16 protein-coding genes are annotated in these 15,093 nt (G+C 55.4%); 9 read left to right on the forward strand and 7 right to left on the reverse strand.

The window, feature by feature from the left end; all coding sequences use genetic code 11:
* Positions 1-59: 59 nt before the first annotated feature.
* Entirely contained in the window at positions 60-752 is a 693-nt protein-coding gene (locus DX909_RS24295) for an outer membrane beta-barrel protein (protein ID WP_229311169.1), read from the reverse strand.
* A gap of 206 nt (positions 753-958) precedes the next feature.
* On the reverse strand, positions 959-1,651 hold the full coding sequence (locus DX909_RS24300) for a porin family protein (RefSeq protein ID WP_128547840.1): 693 nt from the start codon (positions 1,649-1,651) through the stop codon (positions 959-961).
* A 316-nt stretch (positions 1,652-1,967) separates the two neighbouring features.
* Here DX909_RS24300 and radA point away from each other — a divergent pair, with 316 nt between their 5' ends.
* Entirely contained in the window at positions 1,968-3,341 is a 1,374-nt protein-coding gene (gene radA, locus DX909_RS24305) for a DNA repair protein RadA (RefSeq protein WP_128547841.1), read from the forward strand.
* Here radA and DX909_RS24310 read toward each other — a convergent pair.
* Positions 3,333-3,845 carry an OsmC family protein gene (locus DX909_RS24310; RefSeq protein WP_206513046.1) on the reverse strand — a complete coding sequence of 171 codons (513 nt, stop codon included), beginning with the start codon at positions 3,843-3,845 and terminating at the stop codon, positions 3,333-3,335. The two genes, radA and DX909_RS24310, sit on opposite strands and share 9 nt — an antisense overlap.
* Before the next feature lie 117 nt (positions 3,846-3,962).
* Here DX909_RS24310 and DX909_RS24315 point away from each other — a divergent pair, with 117 nt between their 5' ends.
* The 3 genes from DX909_RS24315 to DX909_RS24325 are packed head-to-tail and all read left to right on the forward strand — an operon-like array spanning position 3,963 to position 7,191.
* Entirely contained in the window at positions 3,963-5,351 is a 1,389-nt protein-coding gene (locus DX909_RS24315; protein WP_262707526.1) for a sugar porter family MFS transporter, read from the forward strand.
* The gene (locus tag DX909_RS24320) at positions 5,312-6,289 is read left to right on the forward strand and encodes a tryptophan 2,3-dioxygenase family protein (protein WP_229311170.1); all 978 of its coding nucleotides are present in this window, start codon (positions 5,312-5,314) and stop codon (positions 6,287-6,289) included. Before DX909_RS24315 ends, DX909_RS24320 begins: the two co-directional genes overlap by 40 nt.
* A 50-nt stretch (positions 6,290-6,339) precedes the next feature.
* On the forward strand, positions 6,340-7,191 hold the full coding sequence (locus DX909_RS24325; RefSeq protein WP_128547843.1) for a sugar phosphate isomerase/epimerase family protein: 852 nt from the start codon (positions 6,340-6,342) through the stop codon (positions 7,189-7,191).
* Positions 7,192-7,261: 70 nt separating this feature from the next.
* Here DX909_RS24325 and DX909_RS24330 read toward each other — a convergent pair whose 3' ends face one another.
* Positions 7,262-7,648, reverse strand: a complete 387-nt coding sequence (locus tag DX909_RS24330; RefSeq protein ID WP_128547844.1) for a T9SS type A sorting domain-containing protein — start codon at positions 7,646-7,648, stop codon at positions 7,262-7,264.
* Positions 7,649-7,991: 343 nt separating this feature from the next.
* Between DX909_RS24330 and pgeF the strand changes: the two genes are divergently transcribed.
* Both pgeF and DX909_RS24340 read left to right on the forward strand, forming a co-directional pair.
* On the forward strand, positions 7,992-8,753 hold the full coding sequence (gene pgeF, locus DX909_RS24335; RefSeq protein WP_128547845.1) for a peptidoglycan editing factor PgeF: 762 nt from the start codon (positions 7,992-7,994) through the stop codon (positions 8,751-8,753).
* Between the two features lie 98 nt (positions 8,754-8,851).
* Positions 8,852-9,109 carry a GlsB/YeaQ/YmgE family stress response membrane protein gene (locus tag DX909_RS24340; RefSeq protein WP_128547846.1) on the forward strand — a complete coding sequence of 86 codons (258 nt, stop codon included), beginning with the start codon at positions 8,852-8,854 and terminating at the stop codon, positions 9,107-9,109.
* 58 nt (positions 9,110-9,167) lie between these two features.
* Here DX909_RS24340 and DX909_RS24345 read toward each other — a convergent pair whose 3' ends face one another.
* A complete protein-coding gene (locus DX909_RS24345) occupies positions 9,168-9,935 on the reverse strand; it encodes a biotin--[acetyl-CoA-carboxylase] ligase (protein WP_128547847.1) in 768 nt (255 codons plus the stop codon).
* A gap of 103 nt (positions 9,936-10,038) precedes the next feature.
* Between DX909_RS24345 and rsfS the strand changes: the two genes are divergently transcribed.
* Positions 10,039-10,422 (forward strand): ribosome silencing factor, encoded by a 384-nt coding sequence (rsfS, locus tag DX909_RS24350; RefSeq protein ID WP_128547848.1) that lies wholly within the window; start codon positions 10,039-10,041, stop codon positions 10,420-10,422.
* A 181-nt stretch (positions 10,423-10,603) separates the two neighbouring features.
* The gene (gene ftsH, locus DX909_RS24355) at positions 10,604-12,637 is read left to right on the forward strand and encodes an ATP-dependent zinc metalloprotease FtsH (RefSeq protein ID WP_128547849.1); all 2,034 of its coding nucleotides are present in this window, start codon (positions 10,604-10,606) and stop codon (positions 12,635-12,637) included.
* 38 nt (positions 12,638-12,675) lie between these two features.
* On the opposite strand, the gene DX909_RS24360 is transcribed toward ftsH, so the two are convergent.
* Positions 12,676-13,431 (reverse strand): hypothetical protein, encoded by a 756-nt coding sequence (locus DX909_RS24360; RefSeq protein ID WP_128547850.1) that lies wholly within the window; start codon positions 13,429-13,431, stop codon positions 12,676-12,678.
* Positions 13,432-13,558: 127 nt separating this feature from the next.
* Between DX909_RS24360 and DX909_RS24365 the strand changes: the two genes are divergently transcribed.
* Positions 13,559-14,335: a UDP-2,3-diacylglucosamine diphosphatase gene (locus DX909_RS24365; protein ID WP_128547851.1), complete on the forward strand. Its 777-nt coding sequence runs from the start codon at positions 13,559-13,561 to the stop codon at positions 14,333-14,335.
* A gap of 20 nt (positions 14,336-14,355) precedes the next feature.
* Here DX909_RS24365 and DX909_RS24370 read toward each other — a convergent pair whose 3' ends face one another.
* Positions 14,356-15,081, reverse strand: coding sequence for a carboxypeptidase-like regulatory domain-containing protein (locus tag DX909_RS24370; protein WP_374755876.1), 726 nt, complete (start codon positions 15,079-15,081; stop codon positions 14,356-14,358).
* Positions 15,082-15,093: the final 12 nt, after the last annotated feature.

Raw genomic sequence — 15,093 nt, forward strand, 5'->3', positions numbered from 1 at the left:
CCGTTGCCGGCTCCCTGACGGGACGTGGCAACGGTTTGTTTTTTTCCGCCGAAGTGACGTTAAAACGCAAAGCCGATGGTGATCTGCCAGAGGCTGGTTTTTGTCGTGAACCGGGTATCGTTGTTTGGCGTCTTGATCCCAACCTCGTTCAGGTCCGACAGATTGCCTTCATACCGCACATCGAGGTTAATCCCCGACAGACTGATGCCGGCCCCGGCCTGATACCCGAAAACCGCCTGTTTGAAGGTATCGTCGATGGATTGGGTGGTATACTGTTTAAAGGAATCCTTCAGGTTTTTGTCTTCCGAGATCGTCAGCGACATCATCGGCCCGGCGTTCAGCCGCAGCGGCCCTAGCTTCACCCCCAGCAGTACCGGCACATCAAAAGTTGTAAATTTAACGTCGATCGACTGCGTGGCCAGCCCCGTCTGGATCAGGTCGAACTTCCCTCCTTTTGCCGACACCAGCACCTCCGGCTGAATGTACAGTTTCCGGCCGAACCGGAAAAAGGCTCCGCCGACGATCCCGGTCGTGCGGGCATCGTTGTTCCGGAAAAAGTCGTAGACGATCTGACCGCCCGAGGTGACCGGAATGCCCCCGGCCGTTAGTCGTGGAGTCTTGACTTCCAACGTTTTGAGTTGGGAGAAATTGGCGCCGACTTTCAGGCCGAACGTGAAAAATTTGCCGCCCCCGCCGAACTGGGCAAAACTGACGCCGGGCAACAGGCACAGGAGCAATAAAAATCGTTTCATTAGTAGATGCATTTAAGAATTTGAAAAAACGGACAGCAATTTAACGGAAAGCCCTGCATTTTCAGTAACCATACTGTGCAAACGGCAACAAAAAGGGAGGCAAAAAAAACAGCCCGGTCCGGAATCGGAATCCGGACCGGGCTATGGCCTTTTGTTTTGTGAAAGCTAAAAATGGAACCGGGGACGCATTCCCCTCACCGGGCGGATCAGAACAGCTTGAGTGCCAGCGTCACCTGCCAGGACTTTAGCCGCTGGCTGAACTGGGAGGAGTTGGCGTCGGTGCCCAGATTCACGGCCGTCACGTCGGAGAGGCTGCCCTCCCGCCGGACGTCGATACCGAAACGTCCCAGATCCAGGCCGACGCCCAGCTGGTAGCCGTAGGTAGCCCGGGCCAGGGCATCGTTGAGACTGCCGCTGGTGTAATCCTGGAGGGCACTGCGCAGACGCTGGTCGTCGCTGATCCGGAAGGAAACGATCGGGCCGGCCACCACCCGGATGGGTCCACCTTTCAGACCGAGCAGCACCGGGACATCGAAGTTGGTGGTTTTGATGGATACCGTTTCCGAACGGGGCTGCCCGTTGATGTCGCGCACGATCTCGAACGAACCGCCTTTGGTAGACACGAGTAATTCGGGCTGGATAAACAGATTTTTCCCAAACCGGGTATATACCCCCCAGGCCCATCCGGTCCGGCTGTCGAAACTCTCCCGCAGATTATCCCGGACGACCTGCCCGCTCACGCTCACCTGCGGAGTTCCGTTGGCGTTCAACCGGGTGGTAACAAATTCTCCCATCGTGAACCGGGACAGGTTTACCCCTCCTTTGATTCCGATCGAAAACTGGGCGAAACTCAGGGACGGCATCAGCAGGACCAGCCCGAAAAACAGGATTTTTTTCATGAGAAGCAAAGGTTGATTGTAAAGTGGCTGCATTCTTTTCTGGTTAAAATCGATCAGCCACTAAGCTATCTTAACCATTTTACCGCAATTGACACTATAACGCGAATCTCTGAAAAGGTGCTATGCGAAGTCGGCTTTTTTTAGTATATTGTACGATTCCAACTGCGTCGCAGGCTCCGTATTGCCGGATGTTCAGGCTTATGACACGCTGGACGACCTTTCCCCCTACGGCGGCCGGCTTCTTCTGATTTACCGGTGACGGGGGTGGTCCCGATTCAATACTCCGCTTAGAGAAACGACGATAACGAAAGGTTTAATGGCGAAAACGAAAACAACTTATTTCTGTCAGAACTGCGGCCAGCAGGCGCCCAAATGGCTGGGCCGGTGCCCGTCCTGCGGGGAATGGAATTCCTTTGTCGAAGAGCTGATCACCAAAGAAGAACCGGACCGCGGTAACTGGCGGCCCTCCTCCACCACCAAAGTGGCCGCCAAACCGAAAGCCATCCATGCCATCAATTATGAGGAGCAGGAACGGCTCCCCACGCCCGACGGCGAACTGAACCGCGTTCTGGGCGGGGGCATCGTTCCGGGCTCTCTGGTGCTGATCGGGGGCGAACCCGGTATCGGCAAATCGACTCTTCTCCTTCAGATCGCCCTGGGACTCAACGGCCTGCGGGTGCTGTATGTTTCCGGGGAAGAAAGCGAGCAGCAGATCAAGATGCGGGCCGAGCGGCTTCCGGTTCCGGTCAGCGACTGTTACATCATGACCGAAACCTCCACTCAGAACATTTTCCGGACCGTCGAGCATTTCGAGCCGGAGGTGCTCATCATCGACTCCATCCAGACCATGCAGTCGAGCCTGGTCGAGTCGGGGGCGGGCAGCGTCTCCCAGGTGCGGGAGTGTGCGGCCGAATTTATGAAATATGCGAAGGAAAGCGGGGTACCGGTGTTCATGATCGGCCACATCACCAAGGAAGGCTCGCTGGCCGGGCCGAAAGTGCTGGAACATATGGTCGATACGGTCCTGACCTTCGAGGGCGACCGCCACACGACCTACCGGATTCTTCGGACCACCAAAAACCGCTTCGGCAGTACCTCCGAGCTGGGCATCTATGAAATGCAGGGATCGGGTCTGCGTCAGGTCACCAACCCGTCGGAGATTCTGATCTCCCAGCGCGACGAGGCCCTCAGCGGCATTGCCATCGGCTCCATGATGGAAGGCAACCGGCCTCTTCTCATCGAAATACAATCGCTGGTGAGCGTGGCGAACTACGGCACCCCGCAGCGGAGCAGCACCGGTTTCGACAATAAGCGCCTTCAGATGCTGCTGGCGGTGCTCGAAAAGCGGGGCGGGTTCCGGCTGGGCCAGCAGGATGTGTTCCTGAACGTGGCCGGCGGCCTGAAAGTCGAAGACCCGGCCATCGACCTGGCGGTCTGCTCGGCCATCGTGTCCAGTTATGAGGACATTGCCATCCCGACCAACGTTGCCTTTGCCGCCGAGGTCGGGCTGGGCGGGGAAGTCCGGGCCGTCAACCGGATCGAGGCCCGGATCTCCGAAGCCGAAAAACTGGGTTTCAAGCAGATATTTATTTCGAAATACAATACGAAAGGGCTGGACCTGACGGGTTCCAAGATAAAAATCCGGCCGGTCGCCCGCCTGGATGAGGTGTTCCAGGGCGTATTAATGTAACTCTTTCAACCGGGTTTCGATCTGAGGAGGCATCCGGAGGGTTTGCAATACCACGCAATACCGTTCCGTCAGCTTCAGCAAGGTGGCTTTTTCGTCATCGGACGCGTCGGTATCCAGCTCGAACGTAAGCCGGATGGCCTGAAAACCGACGGGTGCCTCCTTCGAAACCCCCAGCGTTCCCCGAAAATCGAGGTCGCCCTCCGCCGAAATCCGGGCCTGCCGGAGGTGAATACCGGTAGCCGTCGCCACTGCCCGCAGCGTCACCCCGGCGCAGGCTACCAGCGCTTCCAGCAGCATATCCCCCGAACAGGCCAGAGTGCCGTCTCCGCCCGTGGCCGGATGCAGGCCCGCCGAAACCAGCCCCTTCCCCGTCTCCAGTTTACAGGAAATGCCCTCGCCCGCCATGCCCTGCGCCGAAAGTGTGATCAGGGCAGAACCGGGGTCCTGCCGGTACTGATTTTTCAGAGGTTCCTGAATGGCTTTAAGGTCTGCCGCTTCCATCATTTTCCTTCTTTCTGGTTTAAAGTTTGCCTTCGCAAAGATCCGTTACGATCGATACCTGTCTCCGTTTTCGACAAAATATTTCCAAAAAAATTATATTGCAATTCCTCAACTCCGTCGATCATGTCCAACAAAACGGTCCTCCTCTATACGATTGCCGCCGTAGCCGCCACCGGTGGTCTGTTGTTCGGCTTCGATACCGGTGTCATCAATGTGGCCCTGCCCTTCATCAAGCAGGAGTGGAACCTGTCCGAAACCGCCGAGGCCTGGTCGGTCAGCGCCGTGCTGGTGGGTGGCATGGTCGGGTCGTTGCTGAGCGGACGGCTTGCGGACGGGCTGGGGCGCAAGCGCATTAACATCCTGGCCGCCCTGGTATTTACGGCCGGGTCGGTCCTGACGGCCGTGGCCTCTTCGGAGGAGATTCTGATTGCCGGGCGGCTTTTGCTTGGTCTGGCCATCGGCGTCGTTTCGTTTTCCGTTCCCTTATATATTGCCGAGATCGCTCCGGGTGAGATCCGGGGGCGACTGGTTACTTTCTTTCAGCTGGCGATCACCATCGGCATTCTCATCTCCTATCTGGTCGGTTTTTCCTTCGCGGAGGCCGAGAACGGCTGGCGGCTTATGTTCGGGGTAGGGTTTGTGCCGGCGGCCATCCTGCTCGCCGGGATGTTTTTCGTGCCCGAAAGCCCGCGCTGGCTGGTCAGCAAAGGCCGGGATGAAGAAGCCCGGCAGGTACTGAACCGGCTCCATGAAACCGACCGCGTCGATACGGAATACCAGCAGATCAAGCGCGTCAACGACGAGGAAAAAGCCCGGAAGGTCGACTGGCGGGAGCTGTTCACGAAACGCCTTCGGATTCCGTTTCTGATCGGCATCGGCATTTTTCTGATTCAGCAGTTCAGCGGGATCAATGCGGTCATTTATTACTCGACCAAAATATTCAATATGTCCGGCTTCGGCTCCAACACGACCTCCATCATGGCGACCGTCGGCGTGGGGGTCGTCAATACGCTCAGCACCCTGGTGGCCGTGCGGTTCCTCGACCAGTGGGGCCGCAAACCGCTCCTTTTCGTTGGGCTGATCGGAACGGCCGTCTCCCTGGCGACGATCAGCTTTGCCTTTTTCTTCCGCGAATCGCTGGGGGCTGATCTGCTCCGCATTCTGTCGGTCGGTGGGGTTTATGTATACATCTTCTTTTTTGCCATCAGCCTCGGTCCGCTGGGCTGGCTGCTGATTTCCGAGGTGTATCCGCTCCGAATTCGCGGTTTTGCCACCAGCCTGGGCAGTTTTTATCACTGGTTTTTCGATTTCTGGGTTAGTTTTACCTTTCCGATCCTGGCCGCAAGCAGTCTGGGAACCAACGGCGGTATTTTCATGATTTACACGGCCGTCTGTCTGCTCGGGTTGCTGTTTGCGCGGTATATCGTCTTTGAAACGAAAGGCATGAGTCTGGAAGACATTGAGAGAAAATGGCAGAAGAACCCCGAAACCAGCGTGTCCCGAACCTGACCGATCCCCTGCCTCTTTCGCCGGAACTGATCGATAAGCTGCACCGGCTCTCGGAAAAGTATGCGGCTATGGGTCAGGACATGGGATCTTATCTGGAGGGCCTGCTTCAGGCCGATTACCTCACCTATTGGGATTATATTCATCTGGAAACCCTGTTGTCGCTCCAGAACCCGCGGACGCCCTACCTCGACGAGTTCATATTCATCACCTATCACCAGACCACCGAGCTGTATTTCAAGCTGGTGCTTCACGAAATTCGCCAGATTGCTTCCCATCCTTCCCTGACGGCGGGCTTTTTTACGGAGCGGATGGGCCGGGTGAACCGGTATTTCGGCATCCTGGAACACTCCTATCAGGTGATGGTGGAAGGCATGGACCGCGACCAGTTTCTGAGCTTCCGGATGGCCCTCCTGCCGTCGAGCGGGTTTCAGTCGGTCCAGTTCCGGGAAATCGAGATCGTCTCAACCGAGTTTTCCCGGCTCCTGCTGAACGTACCGGCGGAACTGGGTTCAGAGGCTTCTGCCGAACAGCTCTACGACTACATCTACTGGAAACAGGGCGCCACGGAACTGGCTACACAGCAGAAAACCCTAACCCTCAGGCAATTCGAGAACCGCTACAGCCAGGAACTGATCCGTCTGGCCGGGGAGTTCCGCGACCGGAACCTCTGGCGACGCTTTCTTGACGTACAAAAAACCGGAGCACCCACCGACGACCTTGTCGTTCAGCTTCGGGAGTTCGACCACCGGATCAACGTCCGGTGGAGGCTGGTTCACCTGCGGTCGGCGGTGAGGTATCTGCACAAAGACCCGGACGACATTAAAGCCACCGGCGGCACCAACTGGCAGAAATACCTGCCTCCGAGGGAACAGCAGCGCATCTTCTATCCCGACCTCTGGAGTGAATCCGAGCGGAATCAATGGGGGAAACAGGCCTGAGCCGTCCGGTTTTTGTTACCTTTATGCTCAGGTTCCAAATCCCTTTTCCCATGAAACAAGTCAAAGCCCTTCTGGTGGCGGCCGGTCTGCTGGCCACCGTATCGCTGCCCGGTTTCGCGCAACGCAGCCATCCCGAAGACAAAGCCGGCTGGAAGCTCGGCGCTCAGTCCTACTCCTTCCGCCTGTTTCCCTTCGCCGACGCCATTCGAAAAATCGACAGCTGCGGTCTGAAATACATCGAAGCCTTCCCGGGGCAGGACCTCGGGGGCGGATTGACCGGCAAGATGGATTTCAAAATGGATGCAGCCGCCCGGCAAGCCGTTAAAAAACTGGTGAAAGACCGGGGAATGACCATCGTCGCCTTCGGGGTCGTCAATGCGAAAGACGAAGCTGAGTGGAAGGCGCTGTTGGAGTTTGCGAAAGAGATGGGCATTCAGAACATCAATACCGAACCCAAAGTCGAGCAGATTCCCTACATCGCCCGCCTGGCCGACGAGTACAAAATCAACGTCGCCATGCACAACCACCCGAAGCCGTCGCATTACTGGCACCCTGATTCGGTGCTGGCGGTGATCGGAACCAGCAAATACCTGGGAGCCTGCGCCGACATCGGCCACTGGGTCCGGTCCGGGCTCGACCCGGTCGAATGTCTCAAAAAGCTTCAGGGCCACGTTCTGGGGATGCACTTCAAGGACGTCAAAAAAGATTCACCCGACGGCAAGCACCATGATGTCGTCTGGGGCAACGGCGAGAGCAAGGTGGACGCGGTCATTGCGGAAATGAAGCGGCAAAAATTTAAGGGGCCGATTTCGGTGGAGTACGAATACCACTGGGAGAACAACGGCCCGGAAATCGCCGAGAGCGTCAACTATTTCAGAAAAGCCTACAGCCGGATTCAATAGCCGGTAAAAAACGAAAGGCCTCCCGACGGGAGGCCTTTTTTCTATCTGGTGTGGAAAGAATCGTTTATGATTAGCGTACGGAGATGAAACGCTCGGGCTGTACGGGTCTCTTGGTCTGAAGATTCACTTCCTTAACCGTTTTTGAAGAACCGTCCGTGACGACGACCGTGTATTTACCATCTTCCAGTTCGCTCAGATCGAAGCGGGTGCGAACGCTGGTGTCATGCTTGGACAGCCGCTGGATGGCCAGAACCTGACCGTTTTCGCCGAGCAGCTGAACGCTGACCTGAGTACCTTTTTCTTTGGCTACCATGACGTTCAGTTTGGCGGCTTCTGAAGAAGCATACATACCAACCTGATAAGAGCCGGAAACTTTTTCACCATCGACATTGGCGAGGGCTACGGTGGAGGCGCTAACTGAGAGCGCAACGAGCAATGAAGAAATGAACGTTTTCATGATGTGTGTGAATGGATCGTTAATATTTGTTGTTTGTGTGGTCGCTCAGGACTTTTTTGCCTGATTGATGTTTCAAAGGTAGTTCACTTGGAAAAATCCCAAAAAACATAGTATGCAAGTGGTCGAAACCATTAGGCGAACGGCATGAATCCTTGACGAGCAATTAAACGGTAAATACCAGCCATATCGATCTAAAGCACACGTTTTCAACATTTTAACTTTTGTTAATATTTGGTAATTACAACTTTCTGAACCCCCTTGCAAATACCTCCTCCCTTTACCGGAAAATTTTATTGATGCAAAACCGAATAATTCAGAATTTTGAGTAACCAAATAAATATTTATGGTAGCTTCCGAGCCTCTATACCGAACCGTCACCCTGTTCAGGGCATTTCCTGATCTGGTGGCGGCCGAAAGCACCCGGCACGGCGGTGTCAGCCCGTCGCCTTTTGCTTCGCTGAATGTCGGCCTGAACACGGAAGATGATCCGGAGAACGTGGAGGAGAACCGCCGGCGGTTCTTTGCCGGCCTGGGGATCGACGGCTCCCGGGTTGCCTCCTCCCATCAGGTACACGGCGATCTGATCCTGGTGGCCGAAGAACCGGGGCGCTACAGCGGTTACGATGCCCTGATCACCAACCGACCGGAGTTGTTTCTCACCGTGACGGTGGCGGATTGCACGCCCATCCTGATCTGGGACCCCGTCCGGAAGGCGGTGGCCGCCGTTCATGCCGGCTGGCGGGGCACGGTGGCCGGACTCGTTGAGAAAACCGTCCGGGCCATGCAGGAAGTCTTCGGCACGCACCCGGCCGACTGTTACGGTTTTGTCGGCACCTGTATCGATCGGAATTCATTTGAGGTTGGGCTGGAGGTGGCGGAACAGTTCGGCCCGGCATTCAGGACATTGGACCCCGAACGCGGCCGGTTTCTGGTTGACCTGAAAGCCGCCAATGCCGCTCAGCTCACCGCAGCCGGCTTTCGCAGCGACCGGATCGAAATCTCGCCGTATTCGACCGTGGGTACTTCCCAGGATTACTTCTCCTATCGCCGGGAAAATGGCCGGACCGGCCGGATGCTGGCCCTGATCGGTTTTCGAACTCCTTAAAATATTTGGTCTCCACGAGCGGCCCTGCAAACAATCTGTTCCTTATCCGAGTTTTTATTGCATTCACACACCTGAATCGGAGGAACCGATACAAAGCAATGGGACTCTTAGTGACAATTTTAGTAGGTGCCATAGCCGGCTGGCTGGCCGACCTCGTTTTCAAACGGTTTTCGTTCTCGCTCTTTACGGAAATCCTGCTGGGTATCGCAGGAGCATTCGTGGGCGGCTGGATTTTCGGTAGCACGTTTGCCACCGGCGCCGGTGGTCTGCTGGACCGGGTTCTGACAGCCTTTGTCGGAGCCGTCATCATTCTCGGGATTGCCGCCTTGATCAAAGGCTCACGCAGAACCACATAAAGAAAGTTTTTTTGAACCAGATCGGAGGGCTGTGCGTCAGGTTGACCACAGCCTTCTTTTATTGGATCACGAACTCAACTTCCTTGAAGTCGAACAGCCGCAACCGGGTATCCACCTGAACGGCCAGCCGGCCGGCCTCATCCACGCCGACAATATACCCTTCGAACCGCTGTCCTCCGGCCTGATATTCATGTTTTTCCTGGTACCGGAACAATCGCTGTAAATACGTCGTTTTCAACAGGTCCCGTTGCCCGGCCCGGAGAGCCAGGTACCGGCGCTCGATGGCTTCCAAGAGATCAGGAAATAATTCCGGCAGAACGAAATTACCCTCATTTGGTGTTTCATTAAGGAGGGAAGTCGCCGTCGGATACTGAAACCGGGTTTGGTTGATATTCAGTCCGATTCCGACCACCGACCAGGCAATCGTATACCCCTGAAGGGTGTTCTCGATCAGAATTCCACCAATTTTGCGTTGTTCTACGTATAGGTCATTCGGCCATTTGATTGTCAGCCGGTTACCGAGATAGGTTGCGAGCCAGTCGCTGATGCCGAGCGACAGGGCGATATTGAGCCAGAACTGTTCGCCGGCCTGAAGGAACGAAGGCTGGAGAAGGATTGAAAAGGTGAGATTCCGACCGGTCTGGGCCTCCCACTGATTCCCGCGCTGGCCTCGTCCGGCCGTCTGGTGATCCGTAATCACGACGGTTCCCTCTACGGTATCCGGCTGTGAGATCAGCTCAGCCGCCACATCGTTGGTTGACTGACAACTTGGCAGGTAATTAATTTTTTGACCGAGAAATAAGGTTTTGGGTCGAAACTTGTACAAAATTTTTATACTTTTAGTTGGATGAACACCCGTATTACGGTAGAGATCACTCTCCGGAGGACCTACCCGCTGATTCCGGGCATGTGCAATTTAAACCAGTAGCATGAGAATAAACAAACCAAAGGATATATCATCCGAAGAGTTGTGCAACCTTGTCGTGAAGGGAATGCAGGAAAAGAAGGCTGTGGACATTGTGGTCATGGATCTTCGCGACGTAAAAAATGCCATCGCCGACTTCTTTGTCATCTGCTCAGGTAACTCCGATACACAGATCGACGCCATTGCCGATTCCGTTTCTGAAGAAGTCTTCAAAGACAGCCAGATCAATCCCTGGCATCAGGAAGGGAAAATGAACCGGGAATGGATTTTACTGGACTACGTGGATGTAGTCGCCCATGTTTTCAAGAAGGAACGCCGGTCCTTTTACGACCTGGAACAACTTTGGGGTGATGCGGAAATCCGGGTAGTGGAGGAAACCTTTGCCTGATTCCGGGCACCGGCCCGCCGGTTCGGTTCCGATGCCGGCCCGCGGGCCGAAGCTTATCCGCCCATATGACCACCCGACGCGATAATCCTTCCGTCTGTCGAAACAAAATTCCCGCAGAAACAATCCATTGTAAAATGGTGTTTTCCTTTTGACTTTTTAGCCGTAATTCTGTTGCAAACAAATGCCTGAAAAAAATAGAAATCCGCTTTCACCCAGAACTCCCCGTCGGCCAAACTTCCAGGGCTGGATAGTGGCGCTCCTGATTGCAGCGATCCTTGGGATAACCTTCTTCAATCGGAGCAGCGCCGTTCGTGATACCACGATCAAGCGGTTCGAGAAGATGGTTAAGGATCGGGAGGTTGCTGAGGTTGTCATTGTCAACAATGATGTGGTCGAAGTAACGCTGACTCAACAGGCGTTGCAGAGTCCTAAATACAGAAATCTTTTCCAGGACAAACCGTATTTCAACTCCGGTTCCGGTCCGCATTATACGTTCCGGGTCTCCTCGGCCGAATCGTTTAAAAAAGACCTCGACCGCATTCAGGACGGGGTTCCGGATAACGAGAAGATCGATTATAAAATTGAACAGAGGAGCGACTGGAGCGGTTTTCTACAAACCTGGGGCTTCTTTATCGTCATGATCCTGGCTATGTATTTCCTGCTCGGGCGAATGTCCGGAGGAGCCGGGCCGGGGGGTCAGATCTTCAATATCGGTAAATCCCGCGCTGCCCTCTTCGACGCCGAGAACCGCGTCAAGATCACGTTCAACGACGTAGCCGGTCTGGATGAAGCCAAAGAGGAAATCAAGGAAATCGTCGACTACCTGAAGAGTCCGACCAAGTTTACCAAACTCGGTGCCAAAATACCGAAAGGAGCATTGCTGGTCGGCCCTCCGGGTACGGGTAAAACCCTGCTGGCAAAGGCCGTTGCCGGAGAAGCCGGGGTGCCGTTCTTCTCACTTTCAGGTTCCGACTTTGTCGAAATGTTTGTCGGTGTCGGTGCCGCCCGGGTGCGTGACCTCTTCAAACAGGCCAAGGAAAAAGCGCCGTGTATCATCTTTATCGATGAAATCGATGCCGTTGGTCGTTCCCGTGGCCGGGGTTCCCTGCCGGGCGCCAACGACGAGCGCGAAAATACGCTGAACTCCCTGCTGGTGGAAATGGACGGTTTTGCTACCGACTCCGGGATCATCATCATGGCTGCCACCAACCGCCCTGACGTTCTGGACCCCGCCCTGCTGCGGCCGGGCCGTTTCGACCGCCAGATCAGCATCGATAAACCGGATATCGTCGGCCGGGAAGCCATCTTCCGGGTTCACCTGAAACCGATCAAGCTGGCACCGGACATCGATCCGCGCGAACTGGCCGCCCAGACTCCCGGTTTTGCCGGGGCCGAAATCGCCAACGTCTGTAACGAAGCCGCCCTGATCGCTGCCCGGCGGAACAAGGAAGCCGTCGATATGCAGGACTTTCAATATGCCATGGACCGCGTGATCGGTGGTCTTGAAAAGAAAAATAAGCTTATTGCCCCGGAGGAAAAGGAAATCGTCGCCTACCATGAAGCCGGCCACGCCGTTGCCGGATGGTACCTCGAACACGCCGATCCGCTGGTGAAGGTGACCATCGTACCTCGGGGTGTTGCCGCCCTCGGCTATGCCCAGTATCTGCCCCGTGAACAGTATCTGTACCGGACCGAACAGCTACTTGACGAAATGTGCATGACGCTCGGGGGCAGGGCCGCCGAAGATAACGTTTTCGGTAAGATCTCGACCGGCGCTCTGAGCGATCTGGAGCGGATTACGAAACTGGCTTACAGCATGGTGACCATGTACGGGATGAACGACAAGATCGGAAACGTCTCGTTCTACGACTCCAAGCAGAGCGAATATCAGTTCAACAAACCGTATTCGGAAGCCACTGCCGAAGCGATCGACGACGAAGTACGGAAGATCATCGACCAGGCTTACCAGCGGACAAAAGCACTGCTGGCCGGCCAGCGGGAAGGTCTGGAAGCCGTAGCGAAGGAGTTGCTTGAGAAGGAAATTCTGTTCCAGAGCGATCTGGAGCGGATTCTGGGCAAGCGTCCCTTCCATAAGGAGACGACCTATCAGGCTTACAAGAACAAGAGCGAAGTGGTCGAGGAAGAAATCGGGAAGAACAGCAAACCCGAAGAAACCCAGCCGCTGCCGGCACCGGATCTCCCGGCGCTGTCATAAAGAAAAAAAAGGGCCTTGCGGCCCTTTTTTTATATCCTTTATCGCCTTGCCCTGTACCCGGTTGCGTCGAACGTGTGCCGGATGGGGCCGAAAAAAATAAGTTTCAGGGTGCTGGTGGCCGGTTTTCCGTTGACCAACTCGGAGTAGTACTCCTTTTTTGACTGAACGATCAGTTCGTTGTGCGCCAGATAGCTCGAAAGATTGATGGAGTGCGCATCGGGCAGTTTGGCCTCCAGCGCCAGTTCGTTGAAGAGGTACAGCGGATAGGGGTTAAACGGCACCTCGGCCACCCACAACGACTCCGTATCCCGACGACCCAGACTGGCTTTATACTCGCTGGCCGTCAGCCCATACTGGCTTCCTTCGCGGCCCGTAGCGTGGTAGCGCTTCCGAAACCTAACCTGGCAGGAATTGCCCCGGCTGGGCGAATAATACGCCTTGCCGGCATAATAGGGCACAATTACCTTACCATCAATCCGGTCGTTGACGTAGATCCGGTAGGTGCCGTCGGGCTGGCCGATGGCGAAGGTGAAACTGTTGCCCATACCCGGCAGGCTAAGATTTGCCAGTTTTTTGTCAAAACCGAACTCTCCGGTTTTCGTGTTCAAAAGGACCTGATACCGAACCACCGACCCGTTATAGTCGGTCTGTTCATACACCAGCACCCGATCGAACGTCAGCAGCTGCGGAGCTGCCGCCCGTTTGGGAGTGGCCATCGCCAACGCTCCCGACTGCGCATAAACAGGATTCCCTGCCATCGTCACCATCATACCCGCCAGAACGGCAAGAATCATTCGTCTTTTCATTCTAAATTTTTGTACACCCGGTGCGCCGGATACCGGCTTCCCAATCCGGATGCAATATGGTAGTTTCGGTGGTAAAGTTGCAATGTATTACCTTTGCAATTCTGAAAATTACTGCATGTTTCCAATCGAACACCTGTCGCTCCCACCCGACCGCGCCGTCTATTTCGCTTCCGACTTTCATTTAGGAACGCCAACCCCCGAAATCAGCCGGGATCGGGAACGCCGGATCGTCCGGTGGCTCGATTCGATCGAGGCCGATGCCGGAACCATCTTTCTGGTGGGCGACGTCTTCGACTTCTGGTTCGAATACCGGAAATCCATCCCGAAGGGCTTCATCCGACTCCAGGGCAAGCTGGCCCAGTTGACCGATGCCGGTATTCCCATCGTCCTCTTCTCCGGCAACCACGACATGTGGATGTCCAGTTATTTTACCGACGAAATGGGCATTCCCGTCCATCGGAATCCCCGCAGCTACCAGATCGCCGGCAAACTGTTCCACATCGGTCACGGCGACGGCCTCGGCCCGGGTGACCAAACCTACAAACGGCTCAAGAAACTATTCGAGAACCCGCTGGCGCAGACGATGTTCCGGTGGCTGCACCCGGACATCGGGATCGGGATCGCCGACCGATGGTCGCGGCACAGCCGGGCCAGTCATCAGGGAAAGTTCGAGGAATTTATGGGGGAAGACAACGAATGGATCATGCAATACTGCCGGGAAGTCGAGGCCCGGCAGCATCACGACTTTTACATCTTCGGGCACCGGCACCTGCCGCTGGACCTGAGCGTGGGAAAAACCAGCCGCTACATCAATCTCGGCGAATGGCTCAATTATAATACCTATGCCCGGTTTGACCGCAATACCGTGACCCTGAGCACCTTTGAATCCTGATTGCCGGACCGCACCGTGGATCAGTTCTTTAATAGCTCCTGTCGGGAGAGATTCTCTTTCGGGGTAGCGTTCAGTTCCTGCCGGTAATCCTTCTTCTTGAGTTCTCCGTTTTTGACCGATTTGATAAAATTAGCCCAGGCAAACGGATTCAGGAACGGGATGGCGGTCAGCTGGCTTCGGTTGGCCACCGACTCCCGTCCGAACCACTGCTGATTCAGATAATACCGGTAATTGGCGGCCGCGCTCATAGGGGTGACGGCGGCCAGGCGCTGCATGGCTTCCGCACTGGTGTTTCGCTCCAGATTGGCCCGCTCCCGCTCGTCGGGCAGTTTCATGTTCACAAACGCCTGCTTGAAGAGCTCTTCGGTCGGATACGGATAGACCTTGACCTCCGTCAGCATCTGCACGTCTTCCTGCATGGCGATAACGGCCGAGTAAGACTGTTCGGCCAGCCGGCGCGGGATGATGTGAAACTGTTTCTTATAACCGACGTAACTGAAGATGATGCTGTCGCCCGGCAGAACCGGCAGGGCAAAGTAACCGACGTTGTTCGACAGAACGCCCCGGCCGGCATTGGGAATATAGATATAGGCGCCGGGCAGCGGCTCGGAGGTCTTTCCGGCGGTGATGATTCCAGTGAACATGATCAGTTTCTCCTGCCCCTGGGCATGGGCCGGAACCTGAAGCAGTAACGTCAACCCTACCAACGCCACTACAGTTAATGCTTTCGTTATCACTGTTTTCATAATCGTCATTCA

Origin of the sequence: Larkinella soli (assembly GCF_003703975.1) — a bacterium.
Lineage (GTDB): Bacteria > Bacteroidota > Bacteroidia > Cytophagales > Spirosomataceae > Larkinella > Larkinella soli.

Coding starts and splice junctions, on each gene's coding strand:
- DX909_RS24295 (WP_229311169.1), bottom strand. CDS start 752: ATGAAACGATTTTTATTGCTCCTGTGCCTGTTGCCCGGCGTCAGTTTT.
- DX909_RS24300 (WP_128547840.1), bottom strand. CDS start 1,651: ATGAAAAAAATCCTGTTTTTCGGGCTGGTCCTGCTGATGCCGTCCCTG.
- radA (WP_128547841.1), top strand. CDS start 1,968: ATGGCGAAAACGAAAACAACTTATTTCTGTCAGAACTGCGGCCAGCAG.
- DX909_RS24310 (WP_206513046.1), bottom strand. CDS start 3,845: ATGATGGAAGCGGCAGACCTTAAAGCCATTCAGGAACCTCTGAAAAAT.
- DX909_RS24320 (WP_229311170.1), top strand. CDS start 5,312: ATGGCAGAAGAACCCCGAAACCAGCGTGTCCCGAACCTGACCGATCCC.
- DX909_RS24325 (WP_128547843.1), top strand. CDS start 6,340: ATGAAACAAGTCAAAGCCCTTCTGGTGGCGGCCGGTCTGCTGGCCACC.
- DX909_RS24330 (WP_128547844.1), bottom strand. CDS start 7,648: ATGAAAACGTTCATTTCTTCATTGCTCGTTGCGCTCTCAGTTAGCGCC.
- pgeF (WP_128547845.1), top strand. CDS start 7,992: ATGGTAGCTTCCGAGCCTCTATACCGAACCGTCACCCTGTTCAGGGCA.
- DX909_RS24340 (WP_128547846.1), top strand. CDS start 8,852: ATGGGACTCTTAGTGACAATTTTAGTAGGTGCCATAGCCGGCTGGCTG.
- rsfS (WP_128547848.1), top strand. CDS start 10,039: ATGAGAATAAACAAACCAAAGGATATATCATCCGAAGAGTTGTGCAAC.
- ftsH (WP_128547849.1), top strand. CDS start 10,604: ATGCCTGAAAAAAATAGAAATCCGCTTTCACCCAGAACTCCCCGTCGG.
- DX909_RS24360 (WP_128547850.1), bottom strand. CDS start 13,431: ATGATTCTTGCCGTTCTGGCGGGTATGATGGTGACGATGGCAGGGAAT.
- DX909_RS24365 (WP_128547851.1), top strand. CDS start 13,559: ATGTTTCCAATCGAACACCTGTCGCTCCCACCCGACCGCGCCGTCTAT.
- DX909_RS24370 (WP_374755876.1), bottom strand. CDS start 15,081: ATGAAAACAGTGATAACGAAAGCATTAACTGTAGTGGCGTTGGTAGGG.